This is a genomic window from Pseudomonas bubulae (genome assembly GCF_037023725.1).
GTDB lineage: Bacteria > Pseudomonadota > Gammaproteobacteria > Pseudomonadales > Pseudomonadaceae > Aquipseudomonas > Aquipseudomonas bubulae.
Genome location: NZ_CP146077.1, coordinates 2,215,793 through 2,239,820, shown reverse-complemented (window position 1 = coordinate 2,239,820; position 24,028 = coordinate 2,215,793). Strand labels below are relative to the sequence as shown.

Annotated in this window: 19 protein-coding genes; 8 read left to right on the top strand and 11 right to left on the bottom strand. The window is 59.2% G+C overall.

The window, feature by feature from the left end; genetic code table 11:
• Positions 1 to 6 precede the first annotated feature (6 nt).
• Positions 7 to 1,257: a lipoprotein-releasing ABC transporter permease subunit gene (locus V6L81_RS10445; protein WP_338660664.1), complete on the bottom strand. Its 1,251-nt coding sequence runs from the start codon at positions 1,255 to 1,257 to the stop codon at positions 7 to 9.
• A 94-nt stretch (positions 1,258 to 1,351) separates the two neighbouring features.
• Between V6L81_RS10445 and V6L81_RS10440 the strand changes: the two genes are divergently transcribed.
• Positions 1,352 to 1,936 (top strand): PilZ domain-containing protein, encoded by a 585-nt coding sequence (locus V6L81_RS10440; RefSeq protein ID WP_095002198.1) that lies wholly within the window; start codon positions 1,352 to 1,354, stop codon positions 1,934 to 1,936.
• A gap of 36 nt (positions 1,937 to 1,972) precedes the next feature.
• Positions 1,973 to 2,695 (top strand): glycerophosphodiester phosphodiesterase family protein, encoded by a 723-nt coding sequence (locus V6L81_RS10435; RefSeq protein WP_095002199.1) that lies wholly within the window; start codon positions 1,973 to 1,975, stop codon positions 2,693 to 2,695.
• A gap of 42 nt (positions 2,696 to 2,737) precedes the next feature.
• Here V6L81_RS10435 and sthA read toward each other — a convergent pair whose 3' ends face one another.
• Positions 2,738 to 4,132, bottom strand: a complete 1,395-nt coding sequence (sthA, locus tag V6L81_RS10430; protein ID WP_095002200.1) for a Si-specific NAD(P)(+) transhydrogenase — start codon at positions 4,130 to 4,132, stop codon at positions 2,738 to 2,740.
• A 257-nt stretch (positions 4,133 to 4,389) separates the two neighbouring features.
• Here sthA and V6L81_RS10425 point away from each other — a divergent pair, with 257 nt between their 5' ends.
• Positions 4,390 to 4,953 carry a chalcone isomerase family protein gene (locus tag V6L81_RS10425; protein ID WP_095020289.1) on the top strand — a complete coding sequence of 188 codons (564 nt, stop codon included), beginning with the start codon at positions 4,390 to 4,392 and terminating at the stop codon, positions 4,951 to 4,953.
• Positions 4,954 to 5,108: 155 nt separating this feature from the next.
• A complete protein-coding gene (locus V6L81_RS10420; protein WP_138738776.1) occupies positions 5,109 to 6,407 on the top strand; it encodes an MFS transporter in 1,299 nt (432 codons plus the stop codon).
• 152 nt (positions 6,408 to 6,559) lie between these two features.
• Here V6L81_RS10420 and V6L81_RS10415 read toward each other — a convergent pair whose 3' ends face one another.
• Complete coding sequence (locus tag V6L81_RS10415; protein ID WP_083369829.1) at positions 6,560 to 8,023, bottom strand: glyceraldehyde-3-phosphate dehydrogenase; 1,464 nt, start codon at positions 8,021 to 8,023, stop codon at positions 6,560 to 6,562.
• Positions 8,024 to 8,308: 285 nt separating this feature from the next.
• On the opposite strand from V6L81_RS10415, the gene mfd reads away from it, so the two are divergent.
• Positions 8,309 to 11,758 (top strand): transcription-repair coupling factor, encoded by a 3,450-nt coding sequence (gene mfd / locus V6L81_RS10410; protein WP_095019366.1) that lies wholly within the window; start codon positions 8,309 to 8,311, stop codon positions 11,756 to 11,758.
• A gap of 11 nt (positions 11,759 to 11,769) precedes the next feature.
• On the top strand, positions 11,770 to 14,472 hold the full coding sequence (locus V6L81_RS10405; protein WP_133144898.1) for a DEAD/DEAH box helicase: 2,703 nt from the start codon (positions 11,770 to 11,772) through the stop codon (positions 14,470 to 14,472).
• An 81-nt stretch (positions 14,473 to 14,553) separates the two neighbouring features.
• Here V6L81_RS10405 and V6L81_RS10400 read toward each other — a convergent pair whose 3' ends face one another.
• The 3 genes from V6L81_RS10400 to V6L81_RS10390 form a co-directional block, all read right to left on the bottom strand.
• Entirely contained in the window at positions 14,554 to 15,291 is a 738-nt protein-coding gene (locus V6L81_RS10400; protein WP_095002206.1) for an S-methyl-5'-thioinosine phosphorylase, read from the bottom strand.
• 13 nt (positions 15,292 to 15,304) lie between these two features.
• Positions 15,305 to 16,303, bottom strand: coding sequence for a beta-N-acetylhexosaminidase (gene nagZ / locus V6L81_RS10395; protein WP_169916728.1), 999 nt, complete (start codon positions 16,301 to 16,303; stop codon positions 15,305 to 15,307).
• A 183-nt stretch (positions 16,304 to 16,486) separates the two neighbouring features.
• A complete protein-coding gene (locus tag V6L81_RS10390) occupies positions 16,487 to 17,194 on the bottom strand; it encodes a TetR/AcrR family transcriptional regulator (protein WP_095002208.1) in 708 nt (235 codons plus the stop codon).
• A gap of 260 nt (positions 17,195 to 17,454) precedes the next feature.
• Between V6L81_RS10390 and lexA the strand changes: the two genes are divergently transcribed.
• Positions 17,455 to 18,063 (top strand): transcriptional repressor LexA, encoded by a 609-nt coding sequence (gene lexA / locus V6L81_RS10385; RefSeq protein ID WP_029611310.1) that lies wholly within the window; start codon positions 17,455 to 17,457, stop codon positions 18,061 to 18,063.
• Between the two features lie 11 nt (positions 18,064 to 18,074).
• The gene (sulA, locus tag V6L81_RS10380; RefSeq protein WP_095002210.1) at positions 18,075 to 18,548 is read left to right on the top strand and encodes an SOS-induced cell division inhibitor SulA; all 474 of its coding nucleotides are present in this window, start codon (positions 18,075 to 18,077) and stop codon (positions 18,546 to 18,548) included.
• Between the two features lie 69 nt (positions 18,549 to 18,617).
• Here the strand turns inward: sulA and V6L81_RS10375 are convergent, their stop codons facing one another.
• The 5 genes from V6L81_RS10375 to fadA form a co-directional block, all read right to left on the bottom strand.
• Positions 18,618 to 18,851, bottom strand: coding sequence for a hypothetical protein (locus V6L81_RS10375; RefSeq protein WP_003446620.1), 234 nt, complete (start codon positions 18,849 to 18,851; stop codon positions 18,618 to 18,620).
• A 118-nt stretch (positions 18,852 to 18,969) separates the two neighbouring features.
• Complete coding sequence (locus tag V6L81_RS10370; protein WP_095023994.1) at positions 18,970 to 19,491, bottom strand: DUF6586 family protein; 522 nt, start codon at positions 19,489 to 19,491, stop codon at positions 18,970 to 18,972.
• 280 nt (positions 19,492 to 19,771) lie between these two features.
• The gene (gene topA / locus V6L81_RS10365) at positions 19,772 to 22,399 is read right to left on the bottom strand and encodes a type I DNA topoisomerase (protein ID WP_095019369.1); all 2,628 of its coding nucleotides are present in this window, start codon (positions 22,397 to 22,399) and stop codon (positions 19,772 to 19,774) included.
• A 114-nt stretch (positions 22,400 to 22,513) separates the two neighbouring features.
• Complete coding sequence (locus V6L81_RS10360; RefSeq protein ID WP_095002213.1) at positions 22,514 to 22,750, bottom strand: DUF1653 domain-containing protein; 237 nt, start codon at positions 22,748 to 22,750, stop codon at positions 22,514 to 22,516.
• 87 nt (positions 22,751 to 22,837) lie between these two features.
• Positions 22,838 to 24,013 carry an acetyl-CoA C-acyltransferase FadA gene (fadA, locus tag V6L81_RS10355; RefSeq protein WP_095002214.1) on the bottom strand — a complete coding sequence of 392 codons (1,176 nt, stop codon included), beginning with the start codon at positions 24,011 to 24,013 and terminating at the stop codon, positions 22,838 to 22,840.
• Positions 24,014 to 24,028: the final 15 nt, after the last annotated feature.

The following is a 24,028-nucleotide window of genomic DNA, read 5'->3' as shown; positions in this document are numbered from 1 at the left end:
CCCAACTCACTCATAACGAAGCGCCTGCGCAGGCTGGGTGCGCGCAGCACGCCAGGCCGGGTACAAGGTCGCGAGGAAACTCAGAACCAATGCCGCACCGCACACCATCAACACGTCCTGTGCCCGCAACTGCGAGGGCAGGTAGTCGATGAAATATACGTCGGCATTGAGAAACTTGTGACCGATCAGGCCTTCAAGGGCCGAGATCGCAGCGCTGACATTGAGCGCAGCAAGCATCCCGACCACCGCGCCGATGGCCGTCCCGACCACACCGATAACGGTGCCCTGAACCATAAAGGTGGCCATGATGGTGCCCGGCGTCGCCCCCAGGGTACGCAGGATGGCGATGTCGCCTTTCTTGTCATTGACCACCATCACCAGCGTGGAAATGATGTTGAACGCGGCCACGGCCACAATCAGCAGCAACAGCAGGCCAATCATGGCTTTTTCCATGCGGATGGCCTGGTACAGATTGCCGTGGGTACGGGTCCAGTCACGGGCGTAATACTGGCTCTCGCCCAGCTGCTGGGCGATTTCCCAGGCAGTGCGCGGCGCTTCGAACAGGTCATCGAACTTCAGCCGCAGGCCCTGTACCTGGTCAGGTTTCCAGCGCTGCAAACGTGCCAGGTCCTGCAGGTTGGTGATGCCCAGGTAGCCGTCGATCTCACCGGCACCGACATGAAAAATGCCCTGCACGGTAAAACGCTTCATGCGCGGGAACATGCCGGCCGGTGTCACCGTGACTTCCGGCGCAACGAAGGTCAGCTTGTCGCCGACGCTCACACCCAGCTTTTTCGCGGCCTTGTCGCCAATGATGATGCCGAAGCTGCCCGGGGTCAGCGAGTCGAGCTGGCCCTGCTGCATGAACCGGTCAATGATCGAGACATTGCGTTCCTGCGCCGGGTCAATGGCATTGAGCAGGACTTTCTGCACGTTGCCATCGTTGGTCAGCAAGCCCTGCATCTGGGTAAACGGCGCAACCGCCTCCACCTTCGGGTTCTGCTTGACCTTGGCCGCCAGGCTTTGCCAGTCACTGATCGGCTGGTCGCCGACGATGGTCGCGTGGGGCACCATGCCCAGCACGCGGGTGCGCATCTCATGATCGAAGCCGTTCATCACCGATAACACGACAATCATCACGACCACGCCAAGGGCGAGCCCGATCATCGAGGTCAGGGAAATAAACGACACAAAATGATTGCGACGCTTTGCACGGGTATAACGCGTGCCGATAAATAAAGAGAGAGGTCTGAACATGTCGGGGCTTGTTCGAGGGAAAAGAAGACGTCCTTGTGGCGGGGCCTGATAAGCAGCTTTACACTCAGACCACAGCCGCCATCATGGGTTCGCCATGTCGACATTAGATGAAGCAGATCGCCGCGAATACTACCGTATCGAGGATATGATCGCACTGGAAATAACCCCGCTGTCGGCCCTCGAAGCCGCGAGCAGTGAAGTGTTGCAGGATGAGTCACCGCTGTTCAATTTGCTCAGCGAATTGCACCTGAGCGAATTCGAGTCCCAGCACTTGCTGCGCCAGATCAGCGAACGCGACCGCACCCTTTCCAGCTATCTGAAAACCCTGAACAAACGTGTCGAACTGCTGAGCCAGATCGTTGCGCAAACGGTGCTGGGCCAGATCGGTGAACTGCAGCCGGTCATGCTGTCCGAAGGCGGTATCGAGTTCCATCACCCGCACCCCTGCCCGGCGGGCAGCCACCTTTCAGTCAAGCTGGTATTGATGCCCCAGGCCCTGGGCCTGTTGCTGCGTGCCCGCGTGGTCGATTGCCAGGCGCACGCTGGCGACTACCGCATCAACACCGAATTTGAATCCCTCACCGATACGCAGCGCCAGTTGCTGGCGCGCTACATTTTGCAAAAACAGGCACAGGCGCGCCGCCTGGCCCGCGAACAACAAACATCCGCGCCCGAGTAAGCACCGGGCCGTGATCACTCTGTACAAGGAGCAAATGTGACCCTGATTTATGGCCATCGCGGCGCCAAAGGCGAAGCACCGGAAAACACCCTTGCCAGCTTTGAGCAATGCCTCAAGCATGGCGTACGGCGCTGTGAGCTCGACCTGCACCTGTCGAAGGACGGTGAGCTGATGGTCATCCACGACCCGACCCTCAAGCGCACCACGGACCGGCGCGGCAAGGTTATCGAGCACACGGCTGCCGACCTGGTGACCTATGACGCGCGCAAGGGTGGCCCGGGCTGGATGCAGCCGTGCCCGATCCCGCGCCTTGAGGAGCTGTTTGAAAAGTGCGACTTCGAGCACTGGCAGCTGGAGGTCAAGAGCGCCTCGCGCACCCGCGCAGCAACCACCGTGCTGGCAATCCGCGAAATGGCGGTACGTCACGGGCTGATGGACAAGGTCACGGTCACGTCAAGCTCGCGTGAGGTGCTCAAGGCTGCGCTGGAGTTGACGCCAGACCTGTCCCGCGGCCTGGTGGCCGAATACGCCTGGCTCGACCCGATCAAGGTCGCCCAGAGTTATGGCTGCGAGATGCTGGCATTGAACTGGACACTGTGCACGCCTGAACGCCTGGAGAAGGCCCAGCGTCAGGGTTTGCATGTGTCGGTATGGACAGTCAACGAACCTGCGCTGATGCGCAGGCTCGCCGACTTCGGCGTAGATAGCCTGATTACAGACTTTCCCGGTTTGGCCACTGCCACCCTCGGGAATAGCTGAAATCGGTCTCCCCGGCCGGCTCAGGCCACCGGCCGGAGCCGCTCAAAAAAGCCGGTTGAGGCCATCGTAGGCCGCTACCCGATAGGCTTCGGCCATGGTCGGGTAGTTGAACGTGGTGTTGACGAAGTACTTCAGGGTATTGAGCTCGCCCGGCTGGTTCATGATCGCCTGGCCGATGTGCACGATCTCTGATGCCTGATAACCGAAGCAGTGAACGCCCAGCACTTCAAGGGTTTCACGGTGGAACAGGATTTTCAGCATGCCCTGCGGCTCGCCGGCAATCTGTGCACGCGCCATGCTCTTGAAAAACGCCTTGCCCACTTCGTACGGCACCTTGGCCTGGGTCAACTCCTGCTCGTTCTTGCCGATCGAGCTGATCTCCGGAATGGTGTAGATGCCGGTCGGCACGTCATTGACGAAGCGCCAGCTGCCGTTATCAACGATGCTGCCCGCTGCCGAACGCCCCTGGTCGTGGGCGGCACTGGCCAGGCTTGGCCAGCCGATTACATCACCTGCGGCAAAAATGTTCGGCACGGTGGTGCGGTAGTTTTCATCAACCGTGATCTGGCCACGGCCATTGGCCTTGATGCCGATGTTTTCCAGACCCAGCAGATCGGTGTTGCCGGTACGGCCATTGCACCAGAGCAAGGCGTCGGCCTTGATCTTCTTGCCGGACTTGAGATGCAGGATCACGCCGTTTTCGACGCCTTCTACCCGCTCGTACTCTTCGTTGTGGCGTACGGTGATGTTGTTGTTGCTGAAGTGGTAGCTCAGCGCTTGCGAGATCTCGGAATCGAGGAAGCTCAACAGTTGCTCGCGGTTATCCACCAGCTCAATCAACACCCCCAGACCACTGAAGATCGACGCGTATTCGCAGCCGATCACGCCTGCCCCGTAAACAATCAGCTTACGCGGGGTGTGGCCCAGACTGAGGATGGTGTCGCTATCGTAGATACGCGAGTGAGTGAAATCGATATCAGCCGGGCGATAAGGACGCGAGCCGGTGGCGATAATGATTTGCTTGGCCATCAGGGTTTCGACAACGCCGTTGGTGCACACCACTTCGATGGTTTGCTCGTCGGTGAAGCTGCCGGTGCCGAAGAACAGGTCGACGCGATTACGTGCGTAGTAACCGGTGCGCGAAGCCACTTGCTTGGAAATAACCTTCTCGGCACTTTTCAGTACGTCCGGGAACGAGAACCAGCGCGGCTCACCAATGGCCCGAAACATCGGATTGGTGTTGAACTGCATGATCTGGCGAACCGAGTGACGCAAGGCTTTGGACGGGATCGTGCCCAAGTGCGTGCAGTTGCCGCCAACCTGACGCCGGCTATCCACCATTGCCACCTTGCGCCCTGCTTTTGCGGCGTTCATTGCCGCACCTTCTCCTGCCGGGCCAGAACCCAGTACCACTACGTCGTAGTTGTAGACAGCCATGCGTACTCCTCAGAACAGGCCGTGGCACCGCTTTGGGCACCTACGGCTAAATCATGTCGCGGCCAGCGCCATGAAGGATCAAAACGTGGGGCACAGTCTATAGAAGCCTGAACGCCGCGAACATTAACCCTTGGTCTGGTCGTTGGCTATTTTTGTGTTCACTACATCTCATCGCGCGCGAGAGCCTGCGTAGCAGCTGCCGCACACTTAGCAAAACTGACATAACCTCTAACAACCATCGATCAGAGCCATCCACCATGCGCCAGTTGTTGATCGTATTGTTGCTGCTTTACTCCACCACCAGCCTGGCCGATGAGTCAGCTCGGCTAAAAGAAGCCAACTTTCCCGCCCAGTGGCGCGATGGCACGCAACTCATGGAACGCAAAGGCCAGATCGTGCTGACCTACCTCTGGGCCGATATCTATGCCGCAGCCCTTTTCACCCAGCCAGGCATCCAACCGCAACAGGCCTTTGACGAACAGCGCGAGCTGCGCCTTGAGCTGTTCTATCTGCGCGATCTGGAGCACAGCGATATCACCCGGGCCTCGGCCACCATCCTCAAGCGCCAGCAACCGGCAGCCACCCTGGCTCGCCTCGACGCCCCGCTAAAACAACTTCAGACCAGTTTTGGCGATATCAAACGCGGCGATCGCTACGCCCTGGACTACAACCCGCAACGCGGGCTGAAGCTGGAGCGCAATGGCCAGGTCATTTTCACCAGCCAGAATCATCAACTGGCCAAAATCTACCTGGGCATCTGGCTCGCACCCGAAGGTCTGCCCGACCCTCTGCGCCTGAGCCTGCTTGCGCAAAGGCCCTAGCCCGGCCGTGTAGCGCCAAGAAATGTTGCCTACACACTTTGTTACACATATGGTTACAAAACTGTTTTGCGCAATGGCGCAGGTCATTGCCTGGCAGTGTGGACGAGTAAAAACACGGATAACGCATAAAAACAGATAAGAGCGGGTGATTTCTGATGGCCTCCAGTACGGGCAAAGGCAAGGCGATTTTTCGCGTTGTCAGCGGTAACTTCCTAGAGATGTTCGACTTTATGGTCTTTGGCTTTTACGCCACGGCCATTGCCAAAACCTTCTTCCCAACCGATAGCGCTTTTGCCTCACTGATGCTCGCCCTGGCCACCTTCGGTGCCGGTTTTCTCGCGCGCCCGCTGGGTGCGATTTTTCTCGGTGCCTATATTGACCGCCACGGCCGTCGCAAGGGCCTGATCATTACCCTGGCCCTGATGGCCATGGGTACCGTACTCATCGCCTGCGTGCCGGGCTACGCCACCCTGGGTGTTGCCGCACCCCTGCTGGTGTTGCTCGGGCGCTTGCTGCAAGGTTTTTCGGCAGGCGTGGAACTGGGCGGGGTGTCGGTGTACCTGGCAGAAATCGCCACACCGGGGCGCAAGGGTTTCTTCGTCAGCTGGCAGTCGGCTAGCCAGCAGGCTGCCGTGGTGTTCGCAGGCTTGCTGGGGGTTGGTCTCAACCATTGGCTAAGCCCTGAAGAAATGGGTGAATGGGGCTGGCGGATTCCGTTTCTGCTGGGTTGCATGATTGTGCCGGTGATCTTTGTGATCCGCCGCTCGATGGAAGAAACTCCTGAGTTCGAAGCCCGCAAACATCACCCTACCCTGCGTGAAATCCTTCGCTCAGTCGGTCAGAACTTTGGCTTGGTGCTGGGTGGCATGGCCCTGGTGGTGATGACCACCGTGTCGTTCTATCTGATCACTGCCTATACCCCGACCTTCGGCAAGGCCGAGCTGCATCTGTCGGACTTCGATGCCTTGCTGGTCACAATGTGCATTGGCCTGTCGAACTTTTTCTGGCTGCCGGTCATGGGCTCGCTGTCGGACAAGATCGGGCGTAAACCGCTGCTGCTGGGTGCGACCATCCTGGCGATCCTGACCGCCTACCCGGCGTTGTCCTGGCTGGTGGCCAACCCGAGCTTCAGTCATCTGCTGATTGTCGAACTGTGGCTGTCGTTCCTGTATGGCTCGTACAACGGCGCGATGGTGGTTGCCCTGACCGAAATCATGCCAGTTGAAGTGCGCACCACCGGTTTCTCCCTGGCCTACAGCCTGGCGACCGCCACTTTCGGTGGCTTTACTCCGGCGGCTTGCACTTACCTGATTCATGCCCTGGACAACAAGGCCGCCCCCGGTCTGTGGCTGACCGGGGCGGCGATACTGGGCCTGATTGCGACCGTGGTGTTGTTCCGTGGCAATCAGCATCAGTTGCGTACGGCGCAATCGGCGGTGGCGGGTAATGCCTGACCCCTGTGGGAGCGGGCTTGCCCGCGATGCCAGCAACGCGGTCTGACTGAACAACCGCGCCGATCCCATCGCGAGCAAGCCCGCTCCCACAGGTTTCCCGCACAAACAAAAACGCCCCGACAAGTCGGGGCGTTTTCAGTTGCGGCGATTGCTTAGCGCGGGAACGCTGGCGGGTTGACCCCGGCCATGTCTTCCATCACGCGTACTACCTGGCAGCTGTAACCGAATTCGTTGTCGTACCACACGTACAGCACAACGCGGTTGTCATTGCAGATCGTCGCTTCAGCATCCACCACACCGGCGTGACGCGAACCCACGAAGTCAGTGGACACCACTTCCTGGGAGCTGACGAAGTCGATTTGCTTGTGCAGATCGGAGTGCAGCGCCATGTGACGCAGGTACTCGTTCATTTCTTCACGGGTAGCCGGCTTCTCAAGGTTCAGGTTGAGGATGGCCATCGACACGTTCGGCGTCGGCACACGGATCGCGTTACCGGTCAGCTTGCCGGCCAGCTCAGGCAATGCCTTGGCAGCAGCGGTAGCAGCACCGGTCTCGGTGATCACCATGTTCAGCGCAGCGCTACGACCACGGCGGTCGCCCTTGTGGAAGTTGTCGATCAGGTTCTGGTCGTTGGTGTACGAGTGAACCGTTTCAACGTGACCATTGACGATGCCGAACTTGTCGTTGACAGCCTTGAGCACCGGCACGATGGCGTTGGTGGTGCAGGATGCCGCCGAAACGATCTTGTCGTCTGCGGTGATTTCGCCGTGGTTGATGCCGTGAACGATGTTCTTCAGCTTGCCCTTGCCCGGAGCGGTCAGGACCACGCGATCGATACCAGGGCACTGCAAGTGCTGGCCCAGGCCATCGGCATCACGCCATACACCGGTGTTGTCCACCAGCAGGGCGTTCTGGATACCGTACTGGGTGTAGTCCACTTCGGTAGGGTTTTTCGCGTAGATAACCTGAATCAGGTTGCCGTTGGCGGTGATGGTGTTGTTGGCTTCATCGACCACGATGGTGCCATCGAACGGGCCATGCACCGAGTCACGACGCAGCAGGCTGGCACGCTTGACCAGATCGTTGTCGGCGCCTTTGCGCACAACGATGGCACGCAGACGCAGACCGTCGCCACCACCGGTTTTTTCAATCAGGATGCGTGCCAGCAGACGGCCGATACGACCGAAGCCGTACAGCACAACGTCAGTACCTTTACGTGCAGAAGCGTTTTGCTGACCCACAACATCGGCCAGTTCTTCGCGCACAAACTGCTCAGCCGTGCGGCCATTGCCTTCGGCCTTGAACTTCACGGCCAGCTTGCCCAGGTCTACCGAAGCAGCGCCGAGCTTGAGCTCGCTCATTGCCTTGAGCAACGGGAAAGTTTCGTGCACGGACAATTCGATATCATCGGACTGACGATGGCGAGCAAAGCGGTGAGCCTTGAGAATCGCAATGACTGAACGGTTGATCAGGCTGCGGCCATAGATCGAGCTAACCACATTGTTATTGCGGTAAAGCTGACCGATAAGCGGAATCATCGCTTCTGCGAGTGCTTCACGGTCGATCCATTCACCAAGACACTGGTCGGGCTTCTGAGTCACGGGAACCTTCCACATGTAGGGGCTGAAAAAAGGGGCTACATTATGCCGCTGCGCCCATGCAGGGGCAATGCACGCCTGTCATACGCCGTTACTGAAACGATTAAGCATCAACAAATATAGGCGAAAAATTTTATAACAACTGCCATTTCATCAGTCTGCTGCCCTTGCACAGCCCCTTTGGCACCCCCATGTCAGTGTTATGCGCTGATTTGCGCCGCTGTTAAAGGCTGCAACTGACAGCCAGCCCCTTGGCCCGTTACAATCGCCAACTTTGTCGCAACGCTTGGAGCTCAACCTTCCGTGCCCGTCCTGCGTCTACCGAAACTCCCTGCCACGGCAGGTAAACAGCACTGGAGCAATCTGCCCGGTGCCGCCCTGAGCCTCGCGATTGCCGAGGCTGCCAGCGCCGCCAGGCGCTTCACCCTGCTCCTGACCGCTGACAGCCAAAGCGCCGAGCGTCTTGAGCAGGAACTGAGATTCTTTGCCCCTGACTTGCCGGTACTGCATTTTCCCGACTGGGAAACCCTGCCTTACGATCTGTTCTCGCCGCACCAGGACATCATCTCCCAGCGTATCGCCAGCCTGTACCGGCTGCCGGAACTGAGTCATGGTGTTTTGGTAGTGCCGGTGACCACCGCCCTACATCGCCTGGCCCCGACCAAGTTCCTGCTCGGCAGCAGCCTGGTGCTGGACATCGGCCAGAAGCTGGATGTGGAGCAAATGCGTACCCGGCTTGAGGCCAGTGGCTATCGCTGCGTCGATACGGTGTATGAACATGGCGAGTTCGCCGTGCGCGGCGCGTTGATCGACCTGTTCCCGATGGGCAGCAAACTGCCTTACCGGATCGACCTGTTCGACGACGAAATCGAGACCCTGCGCACCTTCGACCCCGAGACCCAGCGCTCGATCGACAAGGTTGAGTCGGTGCGCCTGCTGCCGGCACGTGAGTTCCCGCTGCAAAAAGACGCGGTGACCCGGTTCAAGGCGCGCTTTCGCGAGCGTTTTGATGTCGACTTCCGTCGCTGCCCGATCTTTCAGGACTTGAGCAGCGGCATTACCCCCGCGGGTATCGAGTACTACCTGCCGCTGTTTTTCGATGAAACCTCGACCCTGTTCGACTATTTGCCGGCTGACACGCAAGTATTCTCGCTGCCAGGCATCGAGCAGGCCGCCGAGAATTTCTGGTCTGACGTACGTAACCGCTACGAAGAGCGCCGTATCGATCCGTCGCGACCACTGTTACCGCCTGCCGAGCTGTTCCTGCCGGTTGAAGACTGCTTCGCCCGCCTGAAAAACTGGCCGCGGGTGGTCGCCAGCCAGGATGACATCGACACCGGCAGCAGCCGTGAACGCTTCCCGGCGCAACCGCTGCCCAACCTGGCCATCGAAGCCAAGGCCAACCAGCCATTGGCGGCTTTGTCCGGTTTCCTTGAGCAGTTTGATGGCCGCGTGCTGTTTACCGCCGAATCGGCCGGTCGCCGCGAAGTACTGCTCGAACTGCTGGAACGCTTGAAGCTGCGCCCCAAAACAGTCGACAGCTGGCCGGACTTCGTCGCCAGCAAACACCGCCTGGCGATTACTATCGCCCCGCTGGATGAAGGCCTGCTGCTGGAGGATCCAGCGCTGGCGCTGATCGCCGAAAGCCCGTTGTTCGGCCAGCGCGTGATGCAGCGCCGGCGCCGGGAAAAACGCGCCGATGCCAACAACGATGCGGTGATCAAGAACCTCACCGAGTTGCGCGAAGGCGCACCCGTTGTGCATATCGACCACGGCGTAGGTCGCTATCAGGGCCTGGCCACACTTGAAGTCGACAATCAGGTGGCCGAGTTCCTGACCCTGGAATACGCCGAAGGCGCCAAGCTCTATGTGCCGGTGGCCAACCTGCACCTGATCGCCCGCTATACCGGCAGCGATGATGAACTGGCGCCGCTGCACCGCCTGGGCTCGGAAACCTGGCAAAAGGCCAAGCGCAAGGCCGCCGAACAAGTGCGTGACGTGGCTGCCGAGCTGCTCGACATCTACGCTCGTCGTGCAGCCCGCGAAGGTTATGCATTTGCCGATCCGAAAGCGGATTACGCAACGTTCAGTGCCGGCTTCCCGTTTGAAGAAACCCCGGACCAGCAAACCACCATCGAAGCCGTACGCGCCGACATGCTGTCGCCCAAGCCCATGGATCGTCTGGTGTGTGGCGACGTGGGCTTCGGCAAGACCGAAGTGGCCATGCGCGCGGCCTTTATTGCGGTGCATGGCGGCCGTCAGGTGGCCATTTTGGTACCCACCACCCTGCTCGCCCAGCAGCACTACAACAGCTTCCGCGACCGTTTTGCCGACTGGCCGGTAACGGTCGAGGTGATGAGCCGCTTCAAGTCGGCCAAAGAGATCAACCAGGCAGTCGCCGACCTGGCCGAAGGCAAGATCGATATCGTCATCGGCACCCATAAGCTGCTGCAGGACGATGTCAAAATCAAAAACCTGGGCCTGGTGATCATCGACGAAGAACACCGCTTCGGCGTGCGCCAGAAAGAACAGCTCAAGGCCTTGCGCAGTGAAGTCGACATCCTGACCCTCACCGCCACGCCGATCCCGCGTACGCTGAACATGGCCGTGTCAGGCATGCGCGACCTGTCGATCATCGCCACGCCGCCGGCGCGCCGGCTGTCGGTGCGCACCTTCGTCATGGAACAGAACAAAAGCACCGTCAAAGAGGCGTTGCTGCGTGAGTTGCTGCGCGGCGGGCAGGTCTACTACCTGCACAACGACGTTAAAACCATCGAGAAATGTGCGGCCGAACTGGCCGAGCTGGTGCCTGAAGCACGGATCGGCATCGGCCACGGGCAAATGCGCGAACGCGAACTCGAACAGGTGATGAGTGACTTCTATCACAAGCGCTTCAACGTCCTGATCGCCTCGACCATCATCGAGACCGGGATCGACGTGCCGAGCGCCAACACCATCATCATCGAGCGCGCCGACAAGTTCGGCCTGGCACAGTTGCACCAGTTGCGCGGCCGCGTCGGACGCAGTCACCACCAGGCCTATGCCTACCTGCTGACGCCACCGCGCCAGCAGATTACCGGGGACGCGCAAAAACGCCTGGAAGCCATCGCCAACACCCAGGACCTGGGTGCCGGCTTTGTCCTGGCCACCAACGACCTTGAAATCCGTGGCGCGGGCGAGTTACTGGGGGATGGTCAAAGCGGCCAGATTCAGGCGGTTGGTTTTACCCTGTACATGGAAATGCTCGAACGTGCGGTCAAGTCGATCCGCAAGGGCGAGCAACCCAACCTCGACCAGCCGCTGGGCGGCGGCCCGGAAATCAACCTGCGAGTACCTGCGCTGATTCCCGAGTCGTATCTGCCGGATGTGCATGCGCGACTGATCCTCTACAAGCGTATTGCCTCGGCAACCGATGAAGAGGGCCTCAAGGACTTGCAGGTCGAGATGATCGACCGCTTCGGCCTGCTCCCCGAGCCGACCAAGAACCTGGTACGCATCACCCTGCTCAAATTGCAGGCCGAGCAACTAGGCATCAAAAAAGTCGACGCCGGCCCGCAGGGCGGGCGCATCGAGTTTGCCGCCGACACCCCGGTTGACCCGATGGTGCTGATCAAATTGATCCAGGGCCAACCCAACCGCTACAAATTCGAAGGCGCGACCCTGTTCAAATTCATGGTACCCATGGAACGCCCGGAAGAACGCTTCAATACCATTGAAGCGCTGTTCGAGCGCCTGACGCCGAAGTCTTCCTGAATGAAAAACCCATGCCCCTGAACCCCACCGACCGACTGACCCAGCCGCTGGCACCAAGCTGGGTCAGTCGCTTCAAGGAACAAAGCCTTGAGCGTGGCCGCCGCTACGCCAAGGAAAATCGGGTCAGGATCGCCCAGATCGGCGACAAGCTGATCACTGCCAGCTGTCAGGGCTCTGGCGAAAACATCTACCGACAGACCATTCAGTTGCGTGAGTCGGCCAAAAGCACCTTGCTGCTGGTCAGCGCCCACTGTACCTGCCCGGTGCGGGTTAATTGCAAGCACACCGCAGCCGTCTTACTGAAGATTGAAGAAACCTTGAACTACCCCGCCGCTGCTCAGGATGCCGAGCTTCTGGAAAAACTCCAGGCCGTACTCGACTCACGTCGCCCCAACAATCTGCCAGAACAGCTGGTCGAGGACGTCCAGCCAGTACCGCGACTGTGGCTGGCCAGTGCCGAATTCAGCGCTTTCGAGCCGCGCAACGGCAAAATGCAGCGCTATATCCAGCACCGCGCCGCCCTGTCGTTCAACTACCTGGACCAGTACGTGAGCGGGCAAAAAAACGCTGACATCCTGCTGCGCCAGGAACAGCAAACCCTGCGCATCAAGCGCAAGCCCGAGGTCGAAAACCTTTACCGCGAGCAACTGCGCAGCCTGGGCTTTAAAATTGCCACGCGCCAGAGCAAGGCACTACCGGAAAGCGCCGGCGAGCTGTTTGAGCTGGTCAATGACAGTGCCTGGCTGAATTTCACCCTCAACCAGTTGCAAGGCCTGGCCGAAAAGGGCTGGGAGTTGCAGATCGATGAAGGTTTCGGCTTTGACCTGACCCCGGTAGAAGACTGGTATGCCACTGTCGACGAAGCCCCGGAGCGCGACTGGTTTGACCTGGAGCTGGGGATTATCGTCAACGGCCAGCACCTGAGCCTGCTGCCGATACTGCTCAACCTGATGCGCTCCCACAGCGACATCCTCAACCCGGAAAAACTCGCCCGGCGCAGGGACGACGAACTGATCCTGGTGAATATTCCGGCCAACCCTGCCAGCGGCCATGGTCCGCTGCAGGTTGCGCTGCCGTACGGGCGGCTGAAACCGGTACTGGCCACTCTGGACGAGTTTTATCTGGGCGAGCCGGACGCCACTTCTCTGCGGATCAAAAGTGCTGACGCGCCGCGGCTCAACGCCCTGGATGCACTCCCCCTGCGCTGGGAAGGCGGTGAGCAGATTCGCGGCTTCGCCCAGCGCCTGCGAGATATCAAGAACTTCAGCGTCGAAGCCCCCGAAGGGCTCAATGCCAACCTGCGCCCCTATCAGCTCGAAGGCCTGAGCTGGATGCAGTCATTGCGTCAGCTGGAAGTGGGCGGCGTGCTGGCCGATGACATGGGCCTGGGCAAAACCCTGCAGACCCTGGCGCATATCTTGTGCGAAAAAAATGCCGGCCGCCTTGATCGCCCGGCCATGATTGTGATGCCCACCAGCCTGATCCCCAACTGGCTCGACGAAGCGGCGCACTTTACGCCGCAGCTCAAGGTACTGGCGCTGTATGGTGCCACGCGCAAAAAATATTTCGCGCACCTCAACGACTACGACGTGATCCTGACCACCTACGCCTTGCTGCCCAAGGACATCGAGCATCTGGCAAAACTGCCGCTGCACCTGCTGGTGCTGGACGAAGCACAGTACATCAAGAACCCCGGCAGCAAGGCCACCCAGGCCGCCTGCGAGCTGGTTGCCCGCCAGCGCCTGTGCCTGAGTGGTACCCCGCTGGAGAACCACCTGGGTGAGCTGTGGTCACTGTTCCACTTCCTGCTGCCCGGCTGGCTGGGCGACGTCAAGACTTTCAATCGCGACTACCGGGTGCCCATTGAACGCCAGGGCAGCAACGAGCGCCTGCAGCATCTCAATGCGCGAATCAAACCGTTTCTGCTGCGCCGCACCAAGGAGCAGGTCGCTACCGAACTGCCGCCCAAGACCGAAATCATCCACTGGGTGGACCTCAACGAAGCCCAGCGCGACGTGTACGAAACCATGCGCCTGGCGATGGACAAAAAAGTCCGCGACGAAATCACCCGCAAGGGCGTGGGACGCAGCCAGATAATTATCCTCGAAGCGCTGCTCAAACTGCGCCAGGTATGTTGCGACCTGCGCTTGGTCAGCGACACCCCGCCGAAAAAAGGCAGCACCTCGGGCAAGCTCGACAGCCTGATGCTGATGCTCGAAGAGCTGTTTGCCGAAGGCCGACGCATCCTGCTGTTTTCCCAGTTCACTTCGATGCTGGGGCTGATCGAGGCCGAGCTGAAAAAGCGCAAGGTGCCCTACGCCATCCTCACCGGGCAAACCCGGGACCGACGTACACCGGTCAAGGACTTCCAGAGCGGCAAGCTGCAGATTTTTCTGATTAGCCTCAAGGCGGGTGGTGTAGGCCTGAACCTTACCGAGGCCGACACGGTGATTCACTACGACCCTTGGTGGAACCCGGCGGCAGAAAACCAGGCCACTGACCGCGCCTATCGTATAGGCCAGGAAAAACCGGTGTTTGTGTACAAAATGATTGCCCGCGGCACTGTGGAAGAAAAAATCCAGCATTTGCAGCAGGAAAAGTCAGATTTGGCGGCAGGCGTACTGGACGGACGCGTCGCAGGGGACTGGAAACTGCAGGATGACGACATCGACGCATTGTTTGCGCCGTTGCCGCCTAAAACTGAAAAGCGCTGAAAATTGACGCAACTTGCGGCTTGATTCTGTAGCAGCTGCCGAGCTCCGCGAGGCTGGGTTCGGCGGCTGCTACGGACTTGATTAGCCCGCCAGCACCCGCGCCAACGTCGCTTTTACCTTGCCCATACCCTCATGCAGCGCCTGCTCGATTTCGGCCATGGTGATAATCGCTGTCGACTTGCCCGCTGCCGGGTTGACCACCAGCGCCAGGCACGCGTAATCCAGTTCCAGCTCGCGGGCCAGTGCCGCTTCCGGCATGCCGGTCATGCCCACGATGTCGCAACCGTCACGTTCAAGACGGGCGATTTCTGCCACGGTCTCAAGACGCGGGCCCTGAGTAGCGGCATAAACACCATGACTGCTGTAGGAGCAGCCCTCGGCCGCCAATGCGCCAATCAATTGCTCGCGCAACGATTCGGTGTAGGGATAGCTGAAGTCGATATGGGTCACCTGCTCCAGATCACCGGCAAAAAAAGTATGCTCGCGGCCACTGGTGTAGTCGATCAACTGATGAGGCACACAAAAATGCCCGGTGCCCATCGCCATATGAATCCCGCCCACGGCATTTACCGCGAGAATCGCTTCGGCCCCGGCCTGCTTCAGCGCCCACAGGTTGGCGCGGTAGTTGACCTGATGCGGAGGCACCCGGTGCGGATGGCCGTGACGGGCCAGGAACAACACTTCGCGGCCGCCAAACTCACCGATCTGGATATCTGCCGAGGTCGGCCCGTAGGGCGTGTCCAGCGCCAGCGCGCGGCTGATGGTCAGCCCTTCCAGCTGGGTAAGGCCCGTACCGCCGATAATTGCGTAAACCGTCATTGAGGCAGATCCCTTAATCAATTAATTGAGCATCTTTGAGTGCGCCCATCGCCACCAGCCAGCGCGGGCTCTGGCGATAATCGGTACTGGCCCAGGCCTGGCCACGCATGCGCGCAATCCGTGGCGATGGCGTAACTTTCAAGCGCTGCGCAGCACTGAGTGCCAGCTCTGCCGCGGCGCGGTCGTTGCACACCAGGCCCATGTCGCAACCGGCCGACAAGGCGGCCTCGATACGACTGGCGGCATCACCCACCACATGAGCACCAGCCATCGACAGGTCGTCACTGAAAATAACACCATCAAATTGCAGTTCACCGCGCAGGATGTCCTGCAGCCAGCGCCGGGAAAAACCTGCGGGTTGGCTGTCGACTTGCGGATAGATCACATGGGCCGGCATGACCGCCGCCAGTTGCTTGCTCAAACGGGCAAACGGCACCAGGTCATGGGCACGGATCTGCTCCAGGCTGCGCTCATCCGTAGGGATGGCTACATGAGAGTCAGCTTCAGCCCACCCGTGCCCCGGAAAGTGCTTACCGGTGGCAGCCATGCCCGCGTCGTTCATCCCGCGAATGAATGCCCCGGCCAATACAGCGGCGCGCTCGGGGTCACCCTCGAACGAGCGGCTGCCGACCACAGCACTGCGCTGATAGTCCAGGTCCAGAACCGGGGCAAAGCTCAAGTCCAGCCCCACCGCCAGCACTTCAGTGGCCATGATCCAGCCACATTGCTCGGCCAGGTACTCGGCATTGGGGTTGTCGGCAATGGCGCGCATGGCAGGCAGGCGCACAAAGCCCTGACGCAGGCGCTGCACGCGGCCGCCTTCCTGATCGACCGCCAGCAGCAGGTCCGGTCGTATGGCCCGAATAGAAGCACTCAACTCACGCACCTGGCGCGGGTGCTCGATATTGCGTGCAAATATGATCAATCCGCCCACTTCAGGCTGGCGCAGCAATTGCCGGTCTTCAGCCGTCAGCCAGGTACCGGCGACGTCCACCATCAAGGAGCCTTGCAAGGCAGAACTCATGGGAAATCCTTTAGAAAGAGAGAGCGCTTGTTAACCGGTCCGGATACGCAGGCACGGGCCTGCGCACCGCACTCCAGAGAGGCGGCGGCGAATTGGCAGACGGGAACAAGACAGGGCTGGGCATGACAGCTAGCTTAGCGGATCAAAGCTGCCGCGCCCACCCGCAGCGGGTCAAACCTTGACGCTGACCGGTGCAGTTTTACTGCGAGGACGCATCTGCGCACTGGCCATGGCCGGATCGCTGACGCCGCTCTGGGCACGCATGCCGGCGGCGAGAAACGGCACCATCAGGCGCATCACCTGCTCGATCGAGGTGTTAACGCCAAAATCGGTCTCGGCAATGGCACGCAGCGCCTTGATCCCCGACATGCTGAAGGCCGCCGCGCCGAGCATGAAATGCACGCGCCAGAACAGTTCGATGGGCGGGATCTGCGGAGCCGCTTCATTGACCAGCAGCATATAGCGGCGGAACACCTTGCCGTACATGTCTTCAAGATAGCGGCGCAAGTGGCCCTGGCTCTGGCTGAAGGCCAGACCCAGCAAACGCATGAAGATCGACAGGTCGTTGCCACTGCGTGGCTGAATCACCAGCGCCTGCTCGACCAGCATCTCCAGCAACTCCTCAAGAGTCGGGCGATTCTCCGGCTTGCCCTGACGGCGCTCCAGCTCACGGTCCAGGTTGGCGCAGAAAGGCCCCAGGAAGCGTGAGAACACCGCCTGGATCAGCGCTTTCTTTGAACCAAAATGGTAATTGACCGCCGCCAGATTGACCCCGGCCTTGCTGGTAATCAGCCGCAATGAAGTTTCAGCAAACCCTTTTTCCGCGAACAGCTGCTCGGCAGCATCAAGGATACGTTCAACGGTTTCCGACTGGGCCATGACTACTCCGCCTGACAAACATTTAAACACTTGTTTGAAACATACGTTTCAGCCAGTCAAAAGTCAAGATGACCTATTCGTTTTGCGACCGGTCGGTTTCGCATTTAACCACAGCCTCGGCCAGCCCGGCCCCAACTGATAAGGTACGGACCACAGCGCTTATCGACGACCGTCCAGCGGACTGCCGGAAATGGATGATTGCCAATACGCCTTCACTGTATATAATCCCAGTCACTGTATAAAAAGACAGAGCGATCATCATGTTAAAACTGACGCCACGCCAAGCTGAGATCCTGGCTTTCATCAAGCGATGCCTGGATGACAACGGATACCCGCCCACCCGTGCCGAGATCGCACAGGAACTGGGCTTCAAGTCACCCAACGCTGCCGAAGAGCACCTCAAGGCCCTGGCCCGCAAGGGTGCCATCGAGATGACCCCTGGCGCTTCACGAGGCATTCGCATTCCCGGCTTCGAAGCCAAGGCTGACGAATCCACCCTGCCCATTATCGGCCGGGTTGCTGCCGGTGCGCCGATCCTGGCGCAGGAACACGTTGAAGAGTCCTGCAACATCAACCCGACCTTCTTCCATCCGCGAGCTGATTACTTGCTGCGCGTACAGGGCATGAGCATGAAGGACGTCGGCATCTTCGATGGCGACCTGCTGGCTGTGCATACCTGCCGCGAAGCGCGCAACGGCCAGATCGTGGTAGCCCGCATCGACGACGAAGTGACCGTAAAACGCTTCAAGCGTGAAGGCAGCAAAGTCTGGCTTATCGCTGAAAATCCGGATTTTGCCCCTATTGAAGTCAATCTCAAGGAGCAGGAACTGGTTATTGAAGGCCTGAGCGTCGGCGTTATTCGCCGCTAATAGGAGGCGTTATGCAGTTCCCCCACACACCGCTGCCCGCACAACTGACCCTGTTCGAGGCGTTCATGGCACAGCCCATGGCCCCTGCGATCAAGGACGTGCTCGAATCACCCTGGAGCGCCGAACCTGAAGTCTTCAGTGAGCTGTCGCTACGCGGTGCTGCCGGAAACTGCCTGAACCTGCTTGCCCCCATGCTGCGCGAACTGAGCGAGCAGCAAAACGCCCGCTGGTTGACCCTTATCGCACCACCGGCCAGCCTGACCCAAAGCTGGCTGCGCGATGCAGGGCTGAACCGCGAGCGAATTTTGCTGCTGCAGCCCAATGGCAATAAAAGCGCGTTGCAGCTCACCTGCGAAGCGCTACGCCTGGGCCGCAGCCACACCGTTGTCAGCTGGATCAACCCGCTGAACAGCGCTGCACGCCAACAGTTGATCAGCGCAGCCCGTACCGGTCACGGGCAAAGCCTGAATATTCGCCTGGGCTAAACAAGCAACGCTGCCACAGGGCCAGTGCAGAATGCACTTGCCTGGCTGCGGCACAGGGTTGCGGGGCGATTAATGAAGAATGCGCGGCCCGTCGTCTTTTTCCAGCTCGCCTTCTGCCAGCCGACCCGCCATTTGCACGCCGACGCTGAGCATGGCCTTGGCCACCTCTACGTGCTGACCCTGAAGAAAAGCCTTGGCATCTTCAGAAAAATTCAGCGTGACCAAAGACCCTTCGTCCTCAGCACGGCGCAACTCGATGCGGCCGTCTGGCAACTCGACAATTTCTAGAAAGGACGTTGGCATATAAATTTGTTCTCCACGAAAGCGTGGGAGTATATCAGCCATCCTATGGGAAATTCCCAGGATCTGTGCGCTTTGTACTACAGACTGATGAATGACTGTACCGTTTCGCTTATGACCCTCAGCACTCATTGAGTCCATCACGGAACCGAATGGCCAGCGCCTTGAGATTCTGGCGCCACTCTTCCATGGTTTCGCGGCTTAGCTCATGTGGCGCCTCGTCCTCCAGGCTGACCGTATCGATCAAAGGCTGGAATACATCTGCCTTGACCTTTTTCGGCGCCTGCAGCGGCTGATACAGCGCTGCATGGGTGGCCATCAGCTGCGCCAGCCAGGTTTGCGGCGCGCAAGCCAGCTCGACCAGCTCTGCCAGTTCAGGGATGGCTTTCTCGTCCAGCACCTGCCGGGTGAGCAACAACTCAACCCGTGGTGCGCTGGCTTGTGACAGGCGATAAAAGCCTGCAATTTCATGACACAGGCCTAGCAAGGCACCATATAAATGGAATACCGCCGCCTCGCGCTCGGCCTGAACCAGCGCCTGGGCATTCATGGCCCGACCTTCGCTCGCCTTGTTCATGGCCTCCAGGGCCAGACCGGCGAAATAGATCTTCTGATTGGTGCGGGTATAGAGTTCGTGAGCCATGCGGGCGCTCCACAGCGGATGGGTAAAGGCAGGTCGTGCAGTCTCAGGGATCAGGGCGTGCTGGCGCAAGGCCCACGCTCCCTAACGTCACGTGTGGGAGCGGGCTTGCTCGCGATGCAGGCGCTGAGGTGTTCCAGTCATACCGTGTCGATGCCATCGCGAGCAAGCCCGCTCCCACAAAAAGTGCTCCAGCGGCGACAACCACGCCCGGAACCGGCAAAAAAAAACCGCGCAAGGCATGCAGCCCTTGCGCGGTTTTTTATTCAGCTATCAGCTCGGATCAGGCGTCTTTGTCTTTACGCTTGTCTTCAACCTTCCAGCTCTTGCCATCGTAGAACGCACGCCAGCCAGTCGGCTTGCCATCCACTTCGGTCTGTACGTACTGCTCTTTGGTTTTGCGACTGTAGCGAATCACCGCCGGGCGACCATCCGGGTCTTTCTTCGGTGCTTCACACAGGAAATGGTACTTGGGATCGATCTCGTCCTTGTGCGGAATGATTTCAATCACCAGCGGCGCTCGGGTCTCGCGGTTCTTGGGGAACTGGCTGGCCGCCAGGAACAACCCCGAAGCGCCGTCACGCAGGATATACGTGTCGTTGACCTTCTCGCACTTGAGCTCCGGCATCTTCACCGGATCCATTTTCGGCGGCGCCGCTTCACCGCTTTTCAGCAGTTTGCGGGTGTTTTTGCATTCGGCATTGGTACAGCCGAAGAACTTGCCGAAACGACCGGTTTTGAGCTGCATCTCGCTGCCGCACTTGTCGCATTCAAGGCTCGGCCCTTCGTAGCCCTTGATCCGGTAGTTGCCTTCCTCGATCTCGTAGCCAACGCAATCCGGGTTGTTACCGCAGATATGCAGTTTGTGCTTCTCGTCCAGCAGGTAAGCGTCCATGGCCGTGCTGCAAATCGGGCAACGGTGCTTGCCCAGCAGTACCAGCGACTCGGATTCACCTTCGTCGTCGGCGGCAATTTCATCGCCCGGCACCAGGTTGACCGTGGCCTTGCAGCGTTCTTTCGGCGGCAGGCTGTAGCCCGAGCAACCCAGGAATACGCCGGTCGATGCCGTACGAATCTGCATCGGACGACCACATTCCTTGCACGGAATATCTGTCATGACTGGCTGGTTGGCGCGCATGCCACCTTCCGGCGCAGCAGCAACTTCAAGCTTCTTCTTGAAGTCGCCGTAAAACTCGTCCAGCACGTTTTTCCAGTCGCGCTCACCTTGCGCAACGTCATCGAGGTTCTCTTCCATGCCGGCGGTAAAACCGTAGTCCATCAGGTCGGAGAAGCTTTCAGACAGGCGCTCGGTAACGATATCGCCCATTTTTTCGGAGTAGAAACGGCGGTTATGCAACGCCACGTACCCCCGATCCTGAATGGTCGAGATGATCGCTGCATAGGTCGAAGGACGACCGATGCCACGCTTTTCCATCTCTTTTACCAGGCTGGCCTCGGAGTAACGCGCAGGTGGCTTGGTGAAGTGCTGGCTCGGATCAAGCTCGATCAACTTGAGCTTATCGCCCTGGGCCATGTCCGGCAGCACATCGTCGTCGCCCGGCTTGGCAATTTGCGGCATCACACGGGTGTAACCGTCGAATTTGAGGATGCGACCTTTAGCACGCAGCTCAAAATCACCGGCCGCCACAGTGACGGTGGTCGACAGGTATTTGGCCGGCAGCATCTGGCATGCCACGAATTGGCGCCAGATCAGCTCGTAAAGGCGCTCAGCGTCGCGCTCCATGCCCGTCAGCTTGCTCGGGTGCATGTTGACGTCGGAAGGACGAATCGCTTCGTGAGCCTCCTGTGCGCCTTCCTTGCTGCTGTACACGTTGGCTGCCGGCGGCAGGTAGTCCGCGCCGAACTCGCCTTCAATGTAGGTGCGTGCCATTTCGACCGCATCGGCCGACAGGTTGGTGGAGTCGGTACGCATGTACGTGATGTAGCCCGCTTCATACAAGCGCTGGGCCATCATCATGGTTTTCTTCACCCCGTAGCCCAGGCGATTGCTCGCTGCCTGCTGCAGGGTGGACGTGATAAACGGCGCCGACGGCTTGCTGCTGGTCGGTTTGTCTTCACGCTTGACGATGCTGTAGCTGGAAGCCTTGAGCTTCTCCAGGGCAGCCATGGCCTGGGTTTCGTTCAGCGGCTTGAACGCCTCGCCTTTTTCGCGGGCAACGTCGAAGCGCACTTTGGCACCCTTGGCGGTGCCAAGGTCAGCGTGAATTTCCCAGTATTCTTCGGGGTTGAACGCACGAATTTCGCGCTCACGCTCCACCACCAGCTTCACCGCCACCGATTGCACACGGCCTGCCGACAGGCCACGGGCAACCTTGGCCCACAGCAGCGGCGAAACCATGTAACCCACTACACGGTCGAGAAAACGGCGTGCCTGCTGGGCGTTGACCCGGTTGATATCCAGTTCACCCGGCTTGGAAAAAGCTTCCTGAATCGCCTTTTTGGTGATTTCGTTGAACACCACGCGCTTGTAGCGGCTGTCATCACCCCCGATGGCTTCGCGCAGGTGCCAGGCAATGGCTTCCCCCTCGCGATCCAAGTCGGTTGCGAGATAGATGGTGTCAGCATCCTTGGCGAGCCGGCGCAGCTCTTCGATGACCTTTTCCTTGCCCGGGAGGATCTCGTACTTGGCTTTCCAGCCATGTTCCGGATCGACGCCCATGCGCGAGATCAGCTGCTTTTGAGCTTTCTCTTTTGGCGACAGGGCCGGCGCCTCGCCGGCCGCAGCCTTACCACGCTTGGCAGCAGGTTCTTTGCTGGCGCTAGCCGAACCGCTGGTGGGCAGGTCTCGGATATGGCCGATACTCGACTTCACCACGTACTCGTTACCCAAGTACTTGTTGATGGTCTTGGCCTTAGCCGGGGATTCCACAATGACCAGCGATTTGCCCATGGATCAGAAAATTCCTGAATTCTAGAAGTGAAAGGCGGTTCGCGCCTGACGCGGCACCGCTATATATAGTGGCTACAAGGTGAGGTCAAGCACAGGGTTCTGCGCGACCATGCCTTATGGCCGGGAAAAAACGCTGGGTTCGGCCTGAATCAGGGCAAAGCGCGGGACCTGTTCGCCCTCGACAATGACTGACTCCAGGAACATGCTCAGCGGGCGCACCCAAAAGCCGTAATCGCCATACAGGGCTTGGTAGAACACTACATCCTCTTCGGTTTCGGAGTGGCGAGCCACACTGAATACCCGATATTGAGGGCCTTTGTAATGTTGATAGAGCCCGGGTTGTAGCGGCATGTTGCGGCCCCTCTGCAAAATAAAAAAATAAAAACGCTTAAAAACAAAAACCGGGGCACAAGGCCCCGGCTTCCATCATCGCAACGCTTAGACGCGTTCGAAGACGGTGGAAATGCCCTGGCCAAGACCAATGCACATAGTGGACAACCCGAAGGTGCCGCCATTTTGCTTCATTACATTGAGCAAAGTGCCAGAGATACGAGCGCCCGAACATCCAAACGGGTGACCCAGAGCGATGGCACCGCCGTGCAGGTTAACCTTCTCATTCATCTTGTCGAGCACTTTCAAATCTTTCAGCACTGGCAGGGCCTGTGCAGCGAAAGCTTCGTTAAGCTCGATGAAGTCGATATCAGCCATATTCAAGCCCGCACGCTTCAACGCTTTTTGCGTAGCCGGTACTGGACCATAGCCCATGATCGCAGGATCCACACCGGCAACGGCCATGGAGCGGATAACGGCCAAAGGCTCCAGGCCCAGGTCTTTTGCACGCTGAGCCGACATCACGATCATGCACGAAGCACCATCGGTGATCTGCGACGACGTGCCCGCAGTCACTGTACCGCCTTTAGGGTTGAAAGCAGGTTTCAACGCCGCCAGGCTTTCCAGGGTGGTATCTGGACGAATAGTTTCATCGTAGTCGAAAATCTTCAGGAAGCCGTTTTCGTCATATCCCTGCATCGGGATGATTTCGTCTTTGAACTTGCCTTCAATCGTCGCCTTGTGCGCCAACTGGTGCGAGCGCACTGCAAATGCGTCCTGCTGTTCGCGGGTGATGCCGTGCATCTTGCCCAGCATTTCAGCGGTCAAACCCATCATGCCCGAGGCTTTCGCTGCGTACAGCGACATGTGCGGGTTAGGGTCAACGCCGTGCATCATGCTCACGTGGCCCATATGCTCGACGCCGCCAACCACGAAAACGTCACCGTTGCCGGTCATGATCGCTTGCGCAGCCGTGTGCAGGGCGCTCATGGACGAGCCGCACAGGCGGCTTACGGTCTGTGCAGCGCTGGTGTGCGGGATCTGGGTCATCAGCGACGCCATGCGCGCGATGTTCCAGCCCTGCTCCAGGGTCTGGTTCACACAGCCCCAGATCACGTCTTCCACTTCGCTCGGGTCAACCTTGTTGTTGCGCTCCAGCACTTTGCTGATCAGGTGCGCAGACATGTCTTCAGCACGGGTGTTGCGGTGCATGCCACCCTTGGAGCGGCCCATCGGGGTGCGACCGAAGTCTACAATCACCACGTCTCTAGGATTCAAGCTCATAATTTCACTCTCACT

Excerpts from the sequence above, each read along its gene's own strand:
- V6L81_RS10445 (WP_338660664.1), bottom strand. The coding sequence starts at position 1,257 with ATGTTCAGACCTCTCTCTTTATTTATCGGCACGCGTTATACCCGTGCA.
- V6L81_RS10440 (WP_095002198.1), top strand. The coding sequence starts at position 1,352 with ATGTCGACATTAGATGAAGCAGATCGCCGCGAATACTACCGTATCGAG.
- sthA (WP_095002200.1), bottom strand. The coding sequence starts at position 4,132 with ATGGCTGTCTACAACTACGACGTAGTGGTACTGGGTTCTGGCCCGGCA.
- V6L81_RS10425 (WP_095020289.1), top strand. The coding sequence starts at position 4,390 with ATGCGCCAGTTGTTGATCGTATTGTTGCTGCTTTACTCCACCACCAGC.
- V6L81_RS10420 (WP_138738776.1), top strand. The coding sequence starts at position 5,109 with ATGGCCTCCAGTACGGGCAAAGGCAAGGCGATTTTTCGCGTTGTCAGC.
- V6L81_RS10415 (WP_083369829.1), bottom strand. The coding sequence starts at position 8,023 with ATGTGGAAGGTTCCCGTGACTCAGAAGCCCGACCAGTGTCTTGGTGAA.
- V6L81_RS10405 (WP_133144898.1), top strand. The coding sequence starts at position 11,770 with ATGCCCCTGAACCCCACCGACCGACTGACCCAGCCGCTGGCACCAAGC.
- V6L81_RS10400 (WP_095002206.1), bottom strand. The coding sequence starts at position 15,291 with ATGACGGTTTACGCAATTATCGGCGGTACGGGCCTTACCCAGCTGGAA.
- V6L81_RS10390 (WP_095002208.1), bottom strand. The coding sequence starts at position 17,194 with ATGGCCCAGTCGGAAACCGTTGAACGTATCCTTGATGCTGCCGAGCAG.
- lexA (WP_029611310.1), top strand. The coding sequence starts at position 17,455 with ATGTTAAAACTGACGCCACGCCAAGCTGAGATCCTGGCTTTCATCAAG.
- sulA (WP_095002210.1), top strand. The coding sequence starts at position 18,075 with ATGCAGTTCCCCCACACACCGCTGCCCGCACAACTGACCCTGTTCGAG.
- V6L81_RS10375 (WP_003446620.1), bottom strand. The coding sequence starts at position 18,851 with ATGCCAACGTCCTTTCTAGAAATTGTCGAGTTGCCAGACGGCCGCATC.
- V6L81_RS10370 (WP_095023994.1), bottom strand. The coding sequence starts at position 19,491 with ATGGCTCACGAACTCTATACCCGCACCAATCAGAAGATCTATTTCGCC.
- topA (WP_095019369.1), bottom strand. The coding sequence starts at position 22,399 with ATGGGCAAATCGCTGGTCATTGTGGAATCCCCGGCTAAGGCCAAGACC.
- V6L81_RS10360 (WP_095002213.1), bottom strand. The coding sequence starts at position 22,750 with ATGCCGCTACAACCCGGGCTCTATCAACATTACAAAGGCCCTCAATAT.
- fadA (WP_095002214.1), bottom strand. The coding sequence starts at position 24,013 with ATGAGCTTGAATCCTAGAGACGTGGTGATTGTAGACTTCGGTCGCACC.